The following is a 16,092-nucleotide window of genomic DNA, read 5'->3' on the forward strand; positions in this document are numbered from 1 at the left end:
ATCGGCGGAGACGACGCATCCGGCCGGGACGCCCGGGAGCCTGAAAGGGTGACCGAGAGGAGCGAACCGTGATCGTCGCCTTGATCGCCGCCTGCGAGATCGGCTTCTGGGTGCTGCTGGCCGCCGGGCTGGGCTTCCGCTACCTGCTGAAGATGCCGCGCACGGGCCTGGCGCTGCTGCTGTGCGAGCCGCTGCTGGAGGTCGTCCTGCTGGTCGCCACCGCGGTGGACCTGAAGAACGGCGCCGAGCCGAACTGGACGCACGGTCTGGCCGCGCTCTACATCGGCTACACGGTCGGCCACGGCCACCGCACGGTGAAGTGGCTGGACGGCCACGCGGCCCACCGCTTCGAGAACCGCCCGCTGGTACGGCCGCCGCGGTACGGCATGGCCCGCGCCCGGCACGAGGGCAGGGTGTGGCTGGGCACGCTGACGGCTGCCGTGGTCGCGACGGCTCTGCTCCAGCTCGCCATCTGGTACGTCGACGACCCGAGCCGCGTGACCTCCCTGGAGAGCTGGCGCTACACGGCCTGGCGCGCCGCCGGCATCCACGGTCTGGTCGCGCTGTCGTACTGGGTCTGGCCGAGAAAGGCCCCGGCGGGCACGGACGCGGTCACCGCACCCACGGACAAGGGCGCCGAACGGGAAGGAGCACACCGGTGACCCGGGCACCGAGGCACGTTGGGGCCTGTACCGGTCTGTCGCGGGCGCGGCCCCGGCCCTAGCGCTCCCCGCCCGGGACCCACAGCACGTCGCCGGTCTTCTTGTTGGCGATGCGGGCCAGGATGAACAGCAGGTCGGAGAGGCGGTTGAGGTAGGTGGCGGTCAGGGGGTTCATGGTCTCGGCGTGGACCTCCATCGCCGCCCACGTCGAGCGCTCGGCCCGGCGGACGACCGTGCAGGCCTGGTGGAGCAGGGCCGCGCCCGGGGTGCCGCCCGGGAGGATGAAGGAGCGGAGCTTCTCGAGGCGCTCGTTGAAGCGGTCGCAGTCCGCCTCCAGCCGGTCGATGTAGAACTGCTCGACCCTCAGCGGGGGGTACTCCGGGTTCTCCACCACCGGCGTCGACAGGTCCGCGCCCACGTCGAACAGGTCGTTCTGGACGCGGGTGAGGACCTGGACGACCTCCTCCTCCAGACCGCCCAGCGCGATCGCCGTGCCGATCACCGCGTTCGCCTCGTTGGCGTCGGCGTAGGCGGAGATCCGCAGATCGGTCTTGGCGACCCGGCTCATGTCACCGAGGGCGGTGGTGCCCTGGTCGCCGGTCCGGGTGTAGATGCGCGTCAGATTGACCATGCGGCCAGCCTAGTTATGCCCCGGCCGTCCGGAACACTCGTGTGCCCACTGTCACGGCGAGCGCCGCGAAGGCGAGGGCGACCAGCGTGCCGTACAGCATGTGGGCCGTGGCGTAGGAGCCGACGTAGGCGTCGCGGACCGCGTCCACCAGATAGCGGAACGGCATCAGGTGCGACAGCGCGTCCAGCCAGGCCGGACCCAGGGTCATCGGGAGCATCAGGCCCGACAGCAGCATGGACGGCATGGTCAGCGCGTTGATCGCGGGGCCGAAGCCCTGCGGCGTGTCCATCCGCATCGCCAGCGCGTACGACAGCGACGCCAGCGAGACCGTGAGCAGGGCGACGAAGGCGAAGCCGATGAGGACGCCGGGCAGCGGTGCCCGCAGGCCCATCACCGTCGCGGCCAGCACCAGCAGCACCGCCTGGAACACGAACACGGTGGCCTCGCGCAGCACCCGGCCCAGCAGGAGCGACAGGCGGCTCATCGGGGTGACCCGCATCCGCTCCACCACGCCGTGGCCCTTCTCGATGATGATCGAGAAGCCCGCGAACGAGGCGCCGAACAGGGCGAGTTGCAGCAGCAGCCCGGGGACCAGCACCTGCCAGGAGCTGCCCTGCCCGCCGAGCGGCAGATCGGTCAGCAGAGGGCCGAAGAACAGCAGGTACAGCAGCGGCATCAGCAGGCCGAAGAGCAGGGCGAAGCGGGAGCGGAGGGACTGGCGGAGGTAGCGCCCGTAGATCAGCGCGGTGTCGTGCAGCAACATCACTCGCCTCCTAGACGGCTACGGGGGTCGGGTCGGCCTGCGCGGCACTGCGGCCGGTGATGGCGAGGAAGGTGTCCTGGAGCGTGGCGTCGATCGAGCCGCCGTACCGAAGCTTCAGCGCGCCCGGCGTGCCCTCGGCGACGACCGTGCCGCCGTCGACGACGACCAGGCGGTCACAGAGGGCGTCGGCCTCGTCCAGGTAGTGCGTGGTCAGGAAGACCGTCGTGCCGTGGTCGTCGCGCAGCCGGCGCACCAGGTCCCACAGGGCGGTGCGACTGCCGGGGTCGAGGCCGGTCGTCGGCTCGTCGAGGAACAGCAGCCTCGGGTCGTGCGTCAGCGCCATGGCGATGTCCAGGCGGCGCCGCTGGCCGCCCGAGAGCGCGGCGCACGTGCGGTCCAGCAGGTCCGCGAGGTCCAGCTCGCGGGCGAGCTCCTGCGCGCGCTCGGCGGCCCGGGCCCTGGTGAGCCGGTACATCCGTCCCTGGGTGATCAGCTCCTCCCGCACGGTCAGGTGCGGATCGACCCCGCCGCTCTGGGCCACGTAGCCGCAGGCCCGCCGCACCCCGGCCGGATCGGTCGCGAGGTCGTGCCCGGCGACGGTGGCCGCGCCGCCGGTGGGGGCGAGCAGGGTCGTGAGCATCCGCAGCGTGGTGGTCTTGCCGGCGCCGTTGGGGCCGAGCAGGCCGACGATCTCCCCCTCGCGGACGGTCAGGTCGATGCCCCGGACGGCTTCGACGGTGCCGTGCTTCGTCCGGAAGGAACGGGCGAGTGAGGCGGTGCTGATGATTGCCATGCCCCACAGAAAAACAGAGGCGCTGAAATTTTGCAACGACCCCAAGTTTTCAGTGGGCCCAGCGAAGCTAGGATGCGGACATGGCCGAAGGACTCAGGGAACGGAAGAAGCGGCAGACCCGGCAGTACATCTCCGACGTCGCCACCGCCCTGTTCATCGAGCGGGGCTTCGAGGCCGTGACCGTGGCCGAGGTGGCGGACGCGGCGGACGTCTCCGTCAACACCGTCTACAACTACTTCCCGGCCAAGGAGGACCTGTTCCTCGACCGCTCCAAGGGTGTCGTCGACCGGCTCTCGCGCTGGGTGCGCGGGCGGCGCGACGGCGAGTCCGCCGCCGAGGCGGTGCTGCGGGAACTGCGCGAGGAGGTCGAGTCGGTCTCGCCCCGGATCGGCCTGATGGACGGCTATGCGAAGTTCATGCGGGTCATCCAGGACTCACCCACGCTGCGCTCCCGGATGTGGGCCATCGGCCAGGAGGTCCTGGTGAACCTGGAGCGGACCCTGCGCGAGGAGACCGGCGCGGGCGACGACGACCCGGCGCCCCGCCTGATGGCCGGTCAGATCAACTGGCTGCACTCAACCGTCGTCGCCACCATCGGGGAGCGCATGCTCGCCGGCGGCCGACCCTCCGAGGTCTCCCGCGAGGCCCTCGTCCTGCTGGACGAGATGGAGGACCTGTTGAGTCCCAAGGTGCTCAAGTACGCCGTCCGGGGCGCTCGCTGACCGGTGGTGGTGTGACGTCCGTCATTTGAGACGTGACGCGCGTTACTAACCCGCCACACGGCCCCTCACGGGCGCTAGTGTCCGCCCGAGAGCACAACGACAGCGCGTATCATGGGAGTCGCACAGTGGCACGCAAGCTCGCCGTCATCGGGGCCGGTCTCATGGGATCCGGTATCGCCCAGGTCTCCGCTCAGGCGGGCTGGGACGTCGTTCTGCGCGACGTCACCGACGAGGCGCTCACGCGCGGCACCGACGGCATCAAGGCGTCGTACGACAAGTTCGTGAGCAAGGGCAGGATGGAGGCGCACGACGCCGACGCCGCCCTCGCCCGCATCACCGCGACCACCGACCTGGACGCCTGCGCCGACGCGGACGTCGTCGTCGAGGCCGTGTTCGAGAAGCTCGAGGTCAAGCACGAGATCTTCCGGGCCCTCGACAAGATCGTCCGCGAGGACGCGGTGCTCGCCTCCAACACCTCTGCCATCCCGATCACCAAGATCGCGGCCGAGACGGAGCACCCGGAGCGGGTCGTCGGCACCCACTTCTTCTCGCCGGTGCCGATGATGCAGCTGTGCGAGCTGGTCCGCGGCTACAAGACGAGCGACGAAACACTCGCCAAGGCGCGGGAGTTCGCCGAGTCCGTCGGCAAGACCTGCATCGTCGTCAACCGCGACGTCGCCGGTTTCGTCACCACCCGCCTCATCTGCGCCCTCGTCGTCGAGGCCGCGAAGCTGTACGAGTCGGGCGTGGCGAGCGCCGAGGACATCGACCTGGCCTGCAAGCTCGGCTTCGGCCACGCCATGGGTCCGCTGGCCACGGCCGACCTGACCGGCGTGGACATCCTGCTGCACGCCACCAGCAACATCTACACGGAGTCCCAGGACGAGAAGTTCGCCGCCCCCGAGCTGATGCGCCGGATGGTTGACGCCGGTGACATCGGCCGCAAGAGCGGGCAGGGCTTCTACAAGCACTGACATCGCACCCACCCCGGCGCGCATCACACGCCGGGGTGAATTCGGTATCGGTTCGCTTACAGCCAGCAACCTCGACGGCCTCCAGGCAGTCAGAGGTTGCATCACCGGCATCAGAAACACACGGAGCACGGAACGCAGGCACGGGGAGCGCATATGCACATCAAGGGCGACCACGCCGAGCTGGTCGTCGGGGGCCGCCTCGACGTCCGCAGCGCGGCGGACGCCCGTACGGTCCTGCACTCGGCCGTCGACGACGGAGTCGGCGACCTGGTGCTGGACCTGTCCGAACTGGACTCCTGGGACGCCACCGGACTCGGGGTGATCATGGGGGCCCACCGGCGGGCCGGCCGCTGCGGCCGGCGGCTGGTGCTGCGCGGCGTACCGCCGCAGATGCAGCGCCTGTTGGTGGCCACCCGGCTGCACCGGATCCTGGCGATCGAGGGCGGCATCGGGGTGGACACCCTGCCTCGGGTGTGAGCCCCCGCTGCGGGCCGTCGACGTGAGGCCCGCCGCGTGCGGTCCGCACAATCCTCACGAGACTGTGACGTCTCGGGCGGCGCGGTACCCCGGACTGTCGTAGATACTGAGCGAAGGTTTAGGGTTCGGCTGCCCGCTGCCTTGCAACCCTCGAGCGGGCCCGGACCAGAAGCGACAGCGCGGTGTGCACAGCAAGGCCGGGAGGGGCTTTGGGTCCTCATCCGCGGACTCAGGCACACGACGCTTTTGGGGGGCTAGGTACCTATGGACCCGAACAACCCGGGACCCGAGGAGTACGGCCGGCACGGTGACGACGACGCACCGCGCCAGCGCCCGCCCCGGGACTCCCTCACATCCGACTTCGGACAGCACGCGCCCGCGCTCGCCCGCACGGTGCAGCTCGTCTCCGGCGACTTCCTGCTCACCGTCAACCCGGTCGACGGCAGCGAGATAGAGCCCTGCCCGCCGGCCGAACGGCCCGCCCGGCCCGTGAAGCTCGACGCGGCCGAACGGGCCGAGGTCGAACGCGCGGCCCGGCCGCCCGTCCCGCCCGGCCCCGCGCAGCCCACGCTGCCGCTGCTGGCCCGGCAGGACACCCGCGAGCAGCTGGTCCGGCTGCTCGCCCGCGGCCGTTCCGTGCGCCTGACCGGCCCCGCGGGATCGGGCCGCACCCGGCTCCTCGACATCGTCGCCGAGGACTGCGCGGACCTCGCCCCGGACGGCGTCGTCCGCCTCAGCGGCCACCGCCGCACCCCCGACGACCTGCTCCACGACCTCTTCTACGCCGTCCACAACGCGCCGCTGCACCGCCCGGACCGGGCCGAACTGGTCGAGCACGTCCGTGAGATCGGTGCCGTCGTCGTCCTGGACGACCTCGAGTTCGGCGGTGCCGCCCTCGACGAGCTGCTGGACGCCACCCCGGAGTGCGCCTTCCTGTTCGGCGCCACCCCGGACGTCCCCGCGCCGTCCGCCGACGCGGGCGTGGAGGAGGTCGTCCTCGACGGCCTCGACCGCGCGGCCGGCCTCGACCTGCTGGAGCACGCCGTCGGGCGCCGGCTCACCGAGGACGAGTCGAACTGGGCCGGTGACCTGTGGTTCGAGTCCGAGGGCCTGCCGCTGCGCTTCGTCCAGGCCGGCGCCCTGCTGCGGCAGCGCGACCGGATGCGCGCCGGCGCGGGCGCGGTCGACGAGTTCGGCGTCTTCGCGGACGCCCGCCCCGGCGACCTGCCCTACGACACCGTGGACGGCGACGAGGTCCCGCTGCCCGCCCTCGGCGACGCCGCCGCGCCCGCGCCGCTGCTGGCCTCCCGGCTCGGCGCCTCCGCCCGCGCCACCCTGCGGTTCGCCGTGGCGCTCGGCGGCGAGGTGCCCCACCAGGCGCATCTGCCCGCCCTGGTCGGCGACACCCACGCGGACGCCGCGCTCGGCGAGCTGGCCGCCTGCGGGCTGGTCTCCCCGGTCGGCTCCCACTACCGGCTCGCCGCCGGGGTGATGGCCCAGCTGGAAGCCGCCGGATACGCCGACGGCCTCGAGGCCCAGGCCCGCACCGCCGCCCAGCACTACGCCTGGTGGGCCGGACACCCCTCGGTCACCCCCGAGCGGGTGTGCGCCGAGGCCGACGCGGTCCTCGCCGCGCTCAGCGTCCTCGCCCCCCTCACCACCGCCACCGGTGACGGCGAGCAGAGCGTCGCCGTGCAACTGGCCCGCACCGCCGCGCCCGCGTTCGCCGCGGGCCTGCACTGGAGCGCCTGGGAGCGGGCGCTGCGGGCCGGTGCCGAGGCCGCCCGGCTCGCCGGGGACGTGGGCGAACAGGCCTACTTCCACCACGAGCTCGGCATCCTCGCCCTGTGCGCCGGGCAGCTCGACCGGTCCCGCGCCGAGCTGGAGGCGTCCATCGGGCTGCGCGGCGCGCTCGCCGACAAGCGCGGCACCGTCGCCGGCCGCCGCGCGCTCGCGCTGGTCGCCGACCGCTCCGGCACCCCGCTCGCGCTCGCGCCGACCGCGGGGGAGGAGGTGCCCGAGGCGCACGTCGAGGAGTCGGCCTCGCCGCCCCGCGGGGTGCCGACGGCCTTCCCGGAGCTCCAGCCGCCCTCCGACACCGCGCTGATCATCAACCGCACGGCGTCCGCGCCCTCGGCCCCGTCCTCGCACAAGGCGGGCGGCGGGCTCAAGGGCCTGGCCCGGCGCAACCTCGTGGCGGCCGGCGCGGGCGCCCTGCTGGTCGCCGTGCTGGGCACCGTGGTCACCCTCGGCGCCACGTCGGACAGCGACGCCGACAACCCGTCCGACCGGGTCGGCGTCAACCCGTCCGCCAGCCAGGGCATCGACGACGGCAGCCTGGGCGCCGACCCGGCGGCCGGGGACGAGGGAGACACCGGCGAGGCCACGAGCCGGCCCACCGACCCGGGCCCGGACGGCACGCTGGGCACGGCCGACGATCCGAGGCCGACCCCGACGGGCTCGGAGTCGGCCGAGCCGTCCGAGGACGAGAGCACCGAGCCGGGCGAACCGTCGAAGTCGCCGTCGAAGACCCCGAGCTCCAAGCCGACGAAGACGACCAAGCCGCCGACGTCCCCGTCGCCGGATCCGACCACGCCCGACCCGGATCCGACCGAGACGGAGACCGAGACCCCGCCGCCCACCGACACCGAGCCCCCGCCGCCGGCCACCAGCGACACGGCCAGCGGTCCCGCTCCGTCCTCCCCCGCGGGGACGAGCAGCTCGGCGAGCGCCCCGCAGAGCAGCGGCGCGGGAACGCCCAGCGGCTCGGGCAGCTCCGGGACGGTCATCTGACGCCCACCGCGTGACGAAGGGCCGGGTTCCCGACACGGAACCCGGCCCGGCGTCTGTCCCGGCGGCGCTCAGAACAGCCGCAGCTTGTCGTCCTCGATGCCGCGCAGCGCGTCGTAGTCGAGGACCTGGCAGCCGATGCCGCGGTCGGCGGCGAGCACGCGGGCCTGCGGCTTGATCTCCTGGGCGGCGAAGATGCCGCGCACCGGGGCGAGATGGGGGTCGCGGTTCAGCAGTTCGAGATAGCGGGTGAGTTGCTCCACACCGTCGATCTCGCCGCGCCGCTTGATCTCCACCGCCACGGTCTGCCCCTCGGCGTCCCGGCACAGGATGTCGACGGGGCCGATGGCGGTCATGTACTCGCGGCGGATCAGGGTGTAGCCCTCGCCGAGTGTCTCGATCCGATCGGCGAGCAGCTCCTGGAGGTGTGCTTCCACGCCGTCCTTGATCAGGCCGGGATCCACGCCCAGTTCGTGCGAGGAGTCGTGGAGGATCTCCTCCATGGTGATGATGAGTTTCTCGCCCGCCTTGTTGACGACGGTCCAGACGCCCTCTTCCTCACCCGTGCCCTCCTTGAGCGTGCAGGGCGGCGACATCCAGTTCAGGGGCTTGTAGGCCCGGTCGTCGGCGTGGATCGAGACGCTGCCGTCCGCCTTGACCAGGATCAGACGGGGTGCCGACGGCAGGTGCGCGGTGAGCCGTCCGGCGTAGTCCACGGAACAGCGGGCAATGACGAGACGCATGGTCGGCAACGCTACTCGACCGCCCCGCCCCGACGCGATTCGCCCTCGGATCCGCCCTGCGGTCCGCCGCCCCGCACGCCCTCCCGCCACCCCGGAGACGGCCCCCCAAGCGTCCCTCCAGGCCCCCGCGACACGTCCTGAATCTCCTGGAAAACGCGTGTTCCGCGATGGCCGATTACCTGCCCACAGGAAGTTCCCCATACGGACAATGTCCTGGTGCGGTCACCGTCCGTTGCTTACCGTATTGAACGGGAGGTCGCGAGGTGTGTACGCAGCGTGTCCGATTGCGCGGGCTCCCGTATCTGTCAGGCAACCCCTGCTCGTTGGGGGTGCGAGAGGAGAACCCATGTCGCTCGACGTCTCACCGGCCCTACTCGAACAGGCCGAGCGAGGCGAGGTCGACGAAGCTGAATTCGTCGACTGCGTCCGGACCTCCCTGCCCTATGCGTGGGAGATGATCAGCTCCCTGGTGGCCCAGCTGAAGGTGGACGGCGGAGCCTTCGCCGACAACCAGACGCCCCCGCCGGACGAGCAGGCACGCGGTCAGCTGCTGCGTGCGCTCGCGAGTGACGCGATACGCGGCGCGCTGCAACGGCACTTCGGTGTACGGCTGGCCTTCCAGAACTGCCACCGGGTGGCCGTGTTCCCGCTTGACTCCTCGGTCGACGAGACGCTGGCCCGTTTCACCTCGGTCCGCAGTCAGCTGCTGAACCAGTCGCCGGAACTGCGCGACTGCTGACGCGCCCCATCGTTCGCTTGCCGCTCCGTACGCGGGAGGTGCAGTCAGTACAGGGGCGGCAAGCCTCCATGGAATCCCCGCTCATCTCAGGCGAGTTGGGGGAGCACCTCGGCACCGAGCCGCCGTACGTTCTCCTCGGTCGCCGCGAGATCGCCGGAGCCCTCGACGAGCAGCGCGAAACGGGAGATGCCGGTCCGCTCGCTGGTCGCCGCCAGCCGGTCGGCGCACAGGCGGGGGGTGCCCACCGGGTGCAGCCCGCAGAGCAGTTCGGTGTACGCCAGCGGGTCCCGCATCTGCCGGGTCCGCCCGTCCACCGTGACATGCGCCGCGAGGCCCTGGCGCAGCCAGCCCGGCATCGCCTTCAGCAGCGTCTCCGCCGCGTCCGTGCGCCGGTCGGCGATCTGGCAGACGCCGGCCGAGACGTGGGCCGCGCGGTGGATCTCCTCGGCCGTCCGCCCGCTCGCGCGGGCGTGCTGCCGCCACAGGGCGACCATCTCGGCCTTCTCCTCGTCGCCCACATGCATCCCGAGCAGCATCGGCAGTCCGCGCTCGGCGGCCAGCCGCACGCTCGACGGTGACGTGCAGGCGACGACGACCTCGGGGCCCTCCGTCTCCGTGAGCGCCTCCGACGGGCGGGGCACGACCGGGACTTCACGGAACCGGAAGCGCTCGCCGTCGGCTCCGACGGACGGTTCGCGCAGCCAGCGCACCAGCAGATCGAGTGATTCCGGGAACCCCTTCTCGTATGCCTCCAGGCCCGAGCCGAACACCTCCAGGTCGACCCACGGCCCGCCGCGGCCCACGCCGAGAGTGAACCGGCCGCCGCTGGTGATGTGCAGCAGCGCGGCCTGCTCGCCGAGGGCCACGGGGTGGACGGTGGGCAGCACACTGACCGCCGTGCCGACCCTGAGGCGGCGGGTGCGGCCGAGCAGTAAGGCGGCCAGCGTGACCGCCGACGGGCAGGTGCCGTACGGCACGAAGTGGTGCTCGGCCAGCCAGACCGTGTCGAGCCCCGCCTCCTCGGCCACCTCGGCCGAGCGGACCGCGCGGTGCAGCGCCTCCCCCTCGCCCTGCCCGGGGAACTGGGCGGCCAACACGAAACTTCCAACGCGCATTGCTTTCCTGCTTCCTTGGCTCCGACGCGGAGCTCCCCCACAGGGCATAACCGTCTGACACGTGCCGAGGACACGGCCGGGCGGGGGAATTTGCGGATTGTCTGCAGAATGAGCCGCTCGCGAGAGGGCACCGCATCGCCGGGGTGGGGACTTGTGACGATTGGTGCCCTACGCGTACCCATGCTCGCGACGCGTAGGCTGGATCCGGCCCGTGCATCCTGTATAGCCCCGTGAGGTGTCCTGTGTCCCCGCGTCGCAACCGACCCAAGGGAGCCGGTTCGTCCGGCCGGAGCGCCGAGGACGACCGCTCCGGGCGCTACGGCGGCTGGCAGTCCACGGAGAACTGGCAGGGCGAGGAGTGGAGCGTACGGCATGTGGCGGGCGCCAGCGCGCAGGGCAAGGCGTACCGCTGCCCGGGCTGCGACCAGTTGATTCCGGACGGGGTGCCGCACGTGGTGGCCTGGCCCGAGTTCTCGGGCGTCGACGAGCGCCGGCACTGGCACAAGGCCTGCTGGAACGCGAAGGACCGCCGCACCACGCGGGTGCAGCGGTCCCGTAACGCGCCCAGGTTCTGAAGGCCGGGCTCTCCCTAGGCGGTCACACGTCCCGCTTCTCCAGCAGGGCGAAGGCACCGGCCAGGGCGGCGGCCGTGATGCCGAGCATGATCCACAGCGGGTCCCAGCCGGACGGGCCGGACTCGCTCAGGGAGTTGGCGTAGAAGATGCTCATCTGGTTCGGGACCGAGTACTCGAACAGCGCCTGCTGCACGTCCTTCAGCGACTCCGAGAACATGAACAGGGCGATCACCAGCGGTGCGAGCAGCGCGCCGATCATGATGGTGATGGCGCCCGCCGAGTGCCGGATGATGGAGCCGATCGCGAGCGACAGCATGCCGAGCAGGGCGACGTAGAGCGAGACGCCGACGGTGCCCTTCAGCCACTCACCGCCGGAGGGGTCCTTCGCGCCGTTGCCCTCCAGCATCGCCACGTGCAGGAAGCCGATCAGCGAGGCGGACACCAGGGTCACCACGAAGGCGACCAGGAAGAAGACGATCGCCTTCGCCGCGAGCACCCGCGCGCGGGAGGGGCAGGCGACCATCGTGGTGCGGATCATGCCGGTGCCGTACTCGGAGGCCGTGGTCAGCACGCCCAGCGTGATGACACACATGCTGCCCAGGAGCAGCCCGAAGAAGCCCAGGCCCAGCGGGCTCTCGCCGCCGAGGTCGGCGTCCTGGCTCGCGACCACGAGACCGGTCAGCAGACCGATGCCGACGACGAGCAGGACGAACACGCCCAGCGTCCACATCGTGGAGCGCACCGACCGGATCTTGGTCCATTCGGAGGCGATGGCGTGCCCGAGGTGCGTGCGCACCACCGGGATCGGCGAGGTGTAGCCGGAGTAGGGGGCCTGCCACTCGGGTGCGGCGGTCTGCGGCATCGGGGGCTGGGGCGTGCTCATCGGGCGTCCTCGGGCTTGGTCAGGTCGGAGGAGGGGGCGGTCGCGGGAGCGGCGGGCGCGGCGGCGGGCGCGGCCGGGGCCTGGGGCGCCTGCGCGGCGGGCTGGGCGTACGGGTTGGCCACGGGGGCACCCGGGGCCGGCGCCGGGGTGCCCGGAGCGCCGTACGGGCCCGCGGGGGCCTGTAGCGCTCCCTGCGGTGCCCCATAGGGCTGGCCCTGCTGGGGCGGCGGCGGGGCGTACCAGCCCGGCTGGCCCTGACCCGGTACCGGCATCGGCGGCTGGACGCCGGGCGGCAGCGGCTGCTGGAGCCCTTCCTTCTGGTCGGTGGTCGAGCGGTAGTCGACCGCGCCCTGCGTCATCCGCATGTACGCCTCCTCCAGCGAGGCCTGGTGGGGCGACAGCTCCCACAGGCGTACGTCGTGGTCGTGGGCGATGTCGCTGATGCGCGGCAGCGGCAGTCCGGTCACCCGCAGGGCACCGTCCTGCTCGGGCAGAACGTGCCCGCCGGCCTCGGTGATGGCCGCGGAGAGCTTCTCCCGCGCCTGCGGCTCGGTGTCCGGCGTGCGCACGCGGGCGAAGTCGGCCGAGTTGGCCGAGATGAAGTCCTTCACGCTCATGTCGGCCAGCAGCTGCCCGCGGCCGATCACGATGAGGTGGTCGGCGGTCAGCGCCATCTCGCTCATCAGATGGGAGGAGACAAAGACCGTACGGCCCTCCGCCGCGAGGGACTTCATCAGGTTGCGCACCCAGAGGATGCCCTCGGGGTCGAGACCGTTGACCGGCTCGTCGAACAGCAGCACCTGCGGGTCGCCGAGCAGCGCGGCGGCGATACCGAGCCGCTGGCCCATGCCGAGGGAGAAGCCCTTGGACCGCTTTCCGGCCACCTCGTGCAGGCCGACCACGCCGAGCACCTCGTCCACGCGCCGGGCGGGGATGCCCGACAGCTGGGCCAGGCACAGCAGATGGTTGCGGGCGGACCGGCCGCCGTGCACCGCCTTGGCGTCCAGCAGCGCGCCGACCTGGCGGGGGGCGTTGGGCAGCCTGCGATACGGATAGCCGCCGATCGTGACGTGTCCGGCGGTGGGATTGTCCAGGCCGAGGATCATCCGCATCGTCGTCGACTTGCCGGAGCCGTTGGGGCCCAGGAAGCCGGTGACGGCTCCGGGCCGCACCTGAAAGGAAAGGTTGTACACAGCGGTCTTGTCGCCGTACCGCTTGGTCAGGCCGACTGCCTCGATCATGCTCCGCACCCATCGAAAGGTTCAGGTCAGCGGGGCACACGCCCCCGTAAGGGTTAGGAGGATATCGAGGCGCTGACGGTTCCGCTCAAGGCGAGGTAAAAACCGGTCCTTCCCGATCATTCACTGGGCGTCCCGCTTCTTCAGCAGCAGGTAACCGCCGATGAGCGCGGCCAGCACCCACAGCAGCATGATCCCGAGGCCGCCCCAGGGCCCGTACGGGGTGTCGTCGCCGACCGGCGGGACCACCTGCATGATCTTGCTGCCGGCCTGGTCGGGCAGGAACTGCCCGATCTTCTTCGTCGCGTCGACGTTGCCGAGGATGCTGGAGATCAGGAAGAAGAACGGCATCAGGATGCCCAGCGACAGCATCGGCGAGCGCAGCATCGCCGCCACGCCCATCGAGAACACCGCGATCAGGGTCATGTACAGCCCGCCGCCGAGCACGGCCCGCAGCACCCCGTCGTCCCCGAGGGAGGCCTTGTGCTCGCCGAGCATCGCCTGGCCGAGGAAGAACGCGGCGAAGCTGGTGGCCATGCCGACGGCCAGGGCGAGCGCCGTGGCCACCGCGATCTTGCTGAACAGGAAGGTGCCGCGCTGCGGCACCGCCGCCAGCGAGACGCGGATCATGCCGGTGCTGTACTCGTTCGACACCACCAGCACCCCGAACACGATCATCGCGAGCTGACCGAGGCTCATCCCGGCGAAGCTGATGAACGTCGGGTCGAAGGAGAGCCGGTCCCGGGCGCTCATGTCGTCGAACTCGTTCCTCGACAGCGCGGAGATCAGCATGCCGAGCGCGATGGTGACCACCACCGCCAGGGACAGCGTCCACACCGTGGACGCCACCGACCGGATCTTGGTCCACTCGGACCGGACGACCTGCGTTGCCGCCATGCTCAGCCCCTCTTCCAGCCCTCGCCCCACGCCTGCGGGGCGACCGGCGCGTCGGAGTGCGCGTGATACTCCACGGACTCCGCGGTCAACTGCATGAACGCCTCCTCCAGAGAGGCCTGTTGCGGGCTCAGCTCGTGCAGCACCAGCTGGTGCCGGGCCGCCAGCTCCCCGATGTACTCCGCCTTGCCGCCGTCCACCTCCAGCGCCCCGTTGCCGCTCTCCACGGCGGTGATCCCGGCCTGGTGCAGCACGTCCAGCAGCTTCTCGCGCTGCGGGCTGCGGACCCGGACGTAGGAGCGGGAGTTGCGCTCGATGAACTCGGCCATCGAGGTGTCGGCGAGCAGCCGGCCCTGGCCGATGACCACGAGGTGGTCGGCGGTCAGCGCCATCTCGCTCATCAGATGCGAGGAGACGAAGACCGTACGGCCCTGCGCGGCGAGGGATTTCATCAGCGTGCGGATCCAGTGGATGCCCTCGGGGTCGAGGCCGTTGACCGGCTCGTCGAACATCAGGATCCGCGGGTCGCCCAGCAGCGCGGCCGCGATGCCGAGCCGCTGACCCATGCCGAGGGAGAACCCCTTCGCCTTCTTCCGCGCCACGGCGGTGAGCCCCACCGTGTCCAGCACCTCGTGCACCCGCTGCCGGGGGATGCCGTTGCTCTGTGCGAGGCACAGCAGATGGTTGAAGGCGCTGCGCCCGCCGTGCATCGCCTTGGCGTCCAGCAGCGCGCCGATGTACGTCAGCGGGTCCTTCAGCTGGTCGTAGTGCTTGCCGTCGATCCGGACGTCACCGGCGGTGGGCCGGTCGAGGCCCAGCATCATCCGCATGGTGGTCGACTTGCCCGCCCCATTGGGACCGAGAAAGCCCGTGACGATGCCCGGTCTGACCGTGAACGTCAGATTGTCGACCGCCACCTTCTCGCCGTACCGCTTGGTCAGCCCCTCGAGCTCGATCATGAGCCCCACGCTAAAACGGGACAAAGCCCTCTGCCACCTCAGTGGCAGAGGGCTTCGCAGGTTTCAGCCGCTGTACTTCCGGACGTTACCGGGACTGCTGGGCCGGAACCCCGCGGGAGACCGGCTCGTCCTCGGCGGGCGCACCGGTCGCGGCCACCGCGGCGCCGGTCAGCGTGGCGAGCATCTCGCGGACGTTCGTCAGCTGGGCGTTGATGGAGTCGCGGCGGTTGGTGAGGGCGGCCAGCTCGCGCTCGGACTCCGAACGGATCCGGTCGGCCTTGGCGTTGGCGTCCGCCACGATGTCCTCGGCCTGGCGCTGGGCGGTCTCCACCGTCTGGCGGGCCCGGCGCTCGGCGTCGGTGCGCAGCTTCTCCGCCTCCAGGCGCAGCTGCTCCGCACGGTGCTCGATCTCCGCGAGGCGCTTCTCGGCCTTGGCCTGACGGGAGGCCAGGTCGCGCTCGGACTGCTCGCGGCGCTTGGCCAGGTTCGTCTCGAAGTCGGCGGCGGCCTGCGCGGCCTTCGCGCGGGTCTCCTCGAAGAGGGCGTCCGCCTCCTCGCGCTTGGACTGCGCGTCCTTCTGCGCCTCGGCGCGCAGCTGGGAGGCGTCGCTCTTGGCCTTCTCGACGATCCGGACGCCCTCGTCCTCGGCCTTGGCCTTGCGCTCCGCCGCGTACGCCTCCGCGTCGTTGCGCACCTGCTGGGCCGCCGACTCGGCGAGCTCGCGGTGCTGCTCGGCCGCGCGCCGGGCCTCCTCGCGCAGGTCCTTCGCCTCTTCCTCGGCGAGCCGCAGGATCTTCTCGACCCGGGCACCGAGACCGGCGTACGACGGCTCGGCGTCGTTGACCTGCGCCTGGGCGTTCTGGGTCTCGAGGTGGAGCTCCTCGATGCGCTTTTCCAGAGCGGTGATGCGGGCGAGAGCACTGTCACGGTCGGAGACGAGCTTGGAGATACGTTCGTCCACCTGAGCGCGGTCGTACCCACGCCGCACAAGCTCGAAGCCGTAGGGGGAAGTGTCGCTCATGGGGTTCCTGTCGAATGAGACCGGTGAGGTGATAGGTGGAATCCTAGGGGCCGAAGCGGTGTGTCATCGAGCGGATGCACGTTTGATACGGAGAATGACACCCCTTTTGAGTG

The 16,092-nt window shown here is 71.3% G+C and carries 17 protein-coding genes; 7 read left to right on the forward strand and 10 right to left on the reverse strand.

Translation table 11 applies throughout. The annotated features are described in order from the left end of the window. Nucleotides 1-68: 68 nt before the first annotated feature. Nucleotides 69-662, forward strand: coding sequence for a hypothetical protein (locus AB0412_RS17985; protein ID WP_366403525.1), 594 nt, complete (start codon nt 69-71; stop codon nt 660-662). Between the two features lie 58 nt (nt 663-720). Here AB0412_RS17985 and AB0412_RS17990 read toward each other — a convergent pair whose 3' ends face one another. From AB0412_RS17990 to AB0412_RS18000, 3 genes are read right to left on the reverse strand one after another with little or no spacing between them, the layout of a single operon-like run. Then, nucleotides 721-1,293, reverse strand: coding sequence for a cob(I)yrinic acid a,c-diamide adenosyltransferase (locus AB0412_RS17990; RefSeq protein ID WP_366403526.1), 573 nt, complete (start codon nt 1,291-1,293; stop codon nt 721-723). 13 nt (nt 1,294-1,306) lie between these two features. Beyond that, nucleotides 1,307-2,056, reverse strand: a complete 750-nt coding sequence (locus AB0412_RS17995) for an ABC transporter permease (RefSeq protein WP_366403527.1) — start codon at nt 2,054-2,056, stop codon at nt 1,307-1,309. Nucleotides 2,057-2,066: 10 nt separating this feature from the next. Beyond that, nucleotides 2,067-2,849, reverse strand: a complete 783-nt coding sequence (locus AB0412_RS18000; RefSeq protein ID WP_366403528.1) for an ATP-binding cassette domain-containing protein — start codon at nt 2,847-2,849, stop codon at nt 2,067-2,069. An 80-nt stretch (nt 2,850-2,929) separates the two neighbouring features. Between AB0412_RS18000 and AB0412_RS18005 the strand changes: the two genes are divergently transcribed. The 4 genes from AB0412_RS18005 (at nt 2,930) to AB0412_RS18020 (ending at nt 7,815) form a co-directional block, all read left to right on the forward strand. Next, complete coding sequence (locus tag AB0412_RS18005; RefSeq protein ID WP_366403529.1) at nt 2,930-3,571, forward strand: helix-turn-helix domain-containing protein; 642 nt, start codon at nt 2,930-2,932, stop codon at nt 3,569-3,571. A gap of 125 nt (nt 3,572-3,696) precedes the next feature. Further along, nucleotides 3,697-4,545, forward strand: a complete 849-nt coding sequence (locus AB0412_RS18010; RefSeq protein ID WP_366403530.1) for a 3-hydroxyacyl-CoA dehydrogenase family protein — start codon at nt 3,697-3,699, stop codon at nt 4,543-4,545. Between the two features lie 153 nt (nt 4,546-4,698). Beyond that, the gene (locus AB0412_RS18015; RefSeq protein WP_260826540.1) at nt 4,699-5,022 is read left to right on the forward strand and encodes an STAS domain-containing protein; all 324 of its coding nucleotides are present in this window, start codon (nt 4,699-4,701) and stop codon (nt 5,020-5,022) included. Nucleotides 5,023-5,286: 264 nt separating this feature from the next. Continuing rightward, on the forward strand, nt 5,287-7,815 hold the full coding sequence (locus AB0412_RS18020) for an ATP-binding protein (protein WP_366403531.1): 2,529 nt from the start codon (nt 5,287-5,289) through the stop codon (nt 7,813-7,815). Between the two features lie 68 nt (nt 7,816-7,883). On the opposite strand, the gene nucS is transcribed toward AB0412_RS18020, so the two are convergent. Continuing rightward, nucleotides 7,884-8,555, reverse strand: coding sequence for an endonuclease NucS (nucS, locus tag AB0412_RS18025; protein WP_366403532.1), 672 nt, complete (start codon nt 8,553-8,555; stop codon nt 7,884-7,886). A gap of 346 nt (nt 8,556-8,901) precedes the next feature. On the opposite strand from nucS, the gene AB0412_RS18030 reads away from it, so the two are divergent. Further along, nucleotides 8,902-9,294, forward strand: a complete 393-nt coding sequence (locus AB0412_RS18030) for an SCO5389 family protein (protein WP_260830645.1) — start codon at nt 8,902-8,904, stop codon at nt 9,292-9,294. A gap of 86 nt (nt 9,295-9,380) precedes the next feature. Here AB0412_RS18030 and AB0412_RS18035 read toward each other — a convergent pair whose 3' ends face one another. Continuing rightward, nucleotides 9,381-10,409, reverse strand: a complete 1,029-nt coding sequence (locus tag AB0412_RS18035; RefSeq protein ID WP_366403533.1) for an LLM class flavin-dependent oxidoreductase — start codon at nt 10,407-10,409, stop codon at nt 9,381-9,383. A 242-nt stretch (nt 10,410-10,651) separates the two neighbouring features. On the opposite strand from AB0412_RS18035, the gene AB0412_RS18040 reads away from it, so the two are divergent. Then, the gene (locus tag AB0412_RS18040; RefSeq protein WP_366403534.1) at nt 10,652-10,984 is read left to right on the forward strand and encodes an ATP/GTP-binding protein; all 333 of its coding nucleotides are present in this window, start codon (nt 10,652-10,654) and stop codon (nt 10,982-10,984) included. A 22-nt stretch (nt 10,985-11,006) separates the two neighbouring features. On the opposite strand, the gene AB0412_RS18045 is transcribed toward AB0412_RS18040, so the two are convergent. The 5 genes from AB0412_RS18045 to AB0412_RS18065 form a co-directional block, all read right to left on the reverse strand. Continuing rightward, nucleotides 11,007-11,867 (reverse strand): ABC transporter permease subunit, encoded by an 861-nt coding sequence (locus AB0412_RS18045; RefSeq protein WP_366403535.1) that lies wholly within the window; start codon nt 11,865-11,867, stop codon nt 11,007-11,009. Continuing rightward, a complete protein-coding gene (locus AB0412_RS18050; protein WP_366403536.1) occupies nt 11,864-13,108 on the reverse strand; it encodes an ABC transporter ATP-binding protein in 1,245 nt (414 codons plus the stop codon). Before AB0412_RS18050 ends, AB0412_RS18045 begins: the two co-directional genes overlap by 4 nt. 120 nt (nt 13,109-13,228) lie before the next feature. After that, complete coding sequence (locus AB0412_RS18055) at nt 13,229-14,002, reverse strand: ABC transporter permease (protein WP_366403537.1); 774 nt, start codon at nt 14,000-14,002, stop codon at nt 13,229-13,231. Nucleotides 14,003-14,004: 2 nt separating this feature from the next. Beyond that, on the reverse strand, nt 14,005-14,958 hold the full coding sequence (locus AB0412_RS18060) for an ABC transporter ATP-binding protein (RefSeq protein WP_366403538.1): 954 nt from the start codon (nt 14,956-14,958) through the stop codon (nt 14,005-14,007). An 85-nt stretch (nt 14,959-15,043) separates the two neighbouring features. After that, nucleotides 15,044-15,979, reverse strand: a complete 936-nt coding sequence (locus AB0412_RS18065; protein ID WP_366403539.1) for a cellulose-binding protein — start codon at nt 15,977-15,979, stop codon at nt 15,044-15,046. Between the last annotated feature and the right edge of the window lie 113 nt (nt 15,980-16,092).

The sequence above is a fragment of the Streptomyces sp. NPDC052012 genome, from assembly GCF_040689265.1.
In the GTDB taxonomy this organism is placed as follows: Bacteria; Actinomycetota; Actinomycetes; order Streptomycetales; family Streptomycetaceae; genus Streptomyces.

Bases quoted from the DNA above. Each gene is read 5' to 3' on its own strand.
- AB0412_RS18060 (WP_366403538.1), bottom strand. From the start codon at position 14,958: ATGATCGAGCTCGAGGGGCTGACCAAGCGGTACGGCGAGAAGGTGGCG.
- AB0412_RS18055 (WP_366403537.1), bottom strand. From the start codon at position 14,002: ATGGCGGCAACGCAGGTCGTCCGGTCCGAGTGGACCAAGATCCGGTCG.
- nucS (WP_366403532.1), bottom strand. From the start codon at position 8,555: ATGCGTCTCGTCATTGCCCGCTGTTCCGTGGACTACGCCGGACGGCTC.
- AB0412_RS18020 (WP_366403531.1), top strand. From the start codon at position 5,287: ATGGACCCGAACAACCCGGGACCCGAGGAGTACGGCCGGCACGGTGAC.
- AB0412_RS18015 (WP_260826540.1), top strand. From the start codon at position 4,699: ATGCACATCAAGGGCGACCACGCCGAGCTGGTCGTCGGGGGCCGCCTC.
- AB0412_RS18035 (WP_366403533.1), bottom strand. From the start codon at position 10,409: ATGCGCGTTGGAAGTTTCGTGTTGGCCGCCCAGTTCCCCGGGCAGGGC.
- AB0412_RS18045 (WP_366403535.1), bottom strand. From the start codon at position 11,867: ATGAGCACGCCCCAGCCCCCGATGCCGCAGACCGCCGCACCCGAGTGG.
- AB0412_RS18065 (WP_366403539.1), bottom strand. From the start codon at position 15,979: ATGAGCGACACTTCCCCCTACGGCTTCGAGCTTGTGCGGCGTGGGTAC.
- AB0412_RS18050 (WP_366403536.1), bottom strand. From the start codon at position 13,108: ATGATCGAGGCAGTCGGCCTGACCAAGCGGTACGGCGACAAGACCGCT.
- AB0412_RS17995 (WP_366403527.1), bottom strand. From the start codon at position 2,056: ATGTTGCTGCACGACACCGCGCTGATCTACGGGCGCTACCTCCGCCAG.
- AB0412_RS17990 (WP_366403526.1), bottom strand. From the start codon at position 1,293: ATGGTCAATCTGACGCGCATCTACACCCGGACCGGCGACCAGGGCACC.
- AB0412_RS18005 (WP_366403529.1), top strand. From the start codon at position 2,930: ATGGCCGAAGGACTCAGGGAACGGAAGAAGCGGCAGACCCGGCAGTAC.
- AB0412_RS18030 (WP_260830645.1), top strand. From the start codon at position 8,902: ATGTCGCTCGACGTCTCACCGGCCCTACTCGAACAGGCCGAGCGAGGC.
- AB0412_RS18000 (WP_366403528.1), bottom strand. From the start codon at position 2,849: ATGGCAATCATCAGCACCGCCTCACTCGCCCGTTCCTTCCGGACGAAG.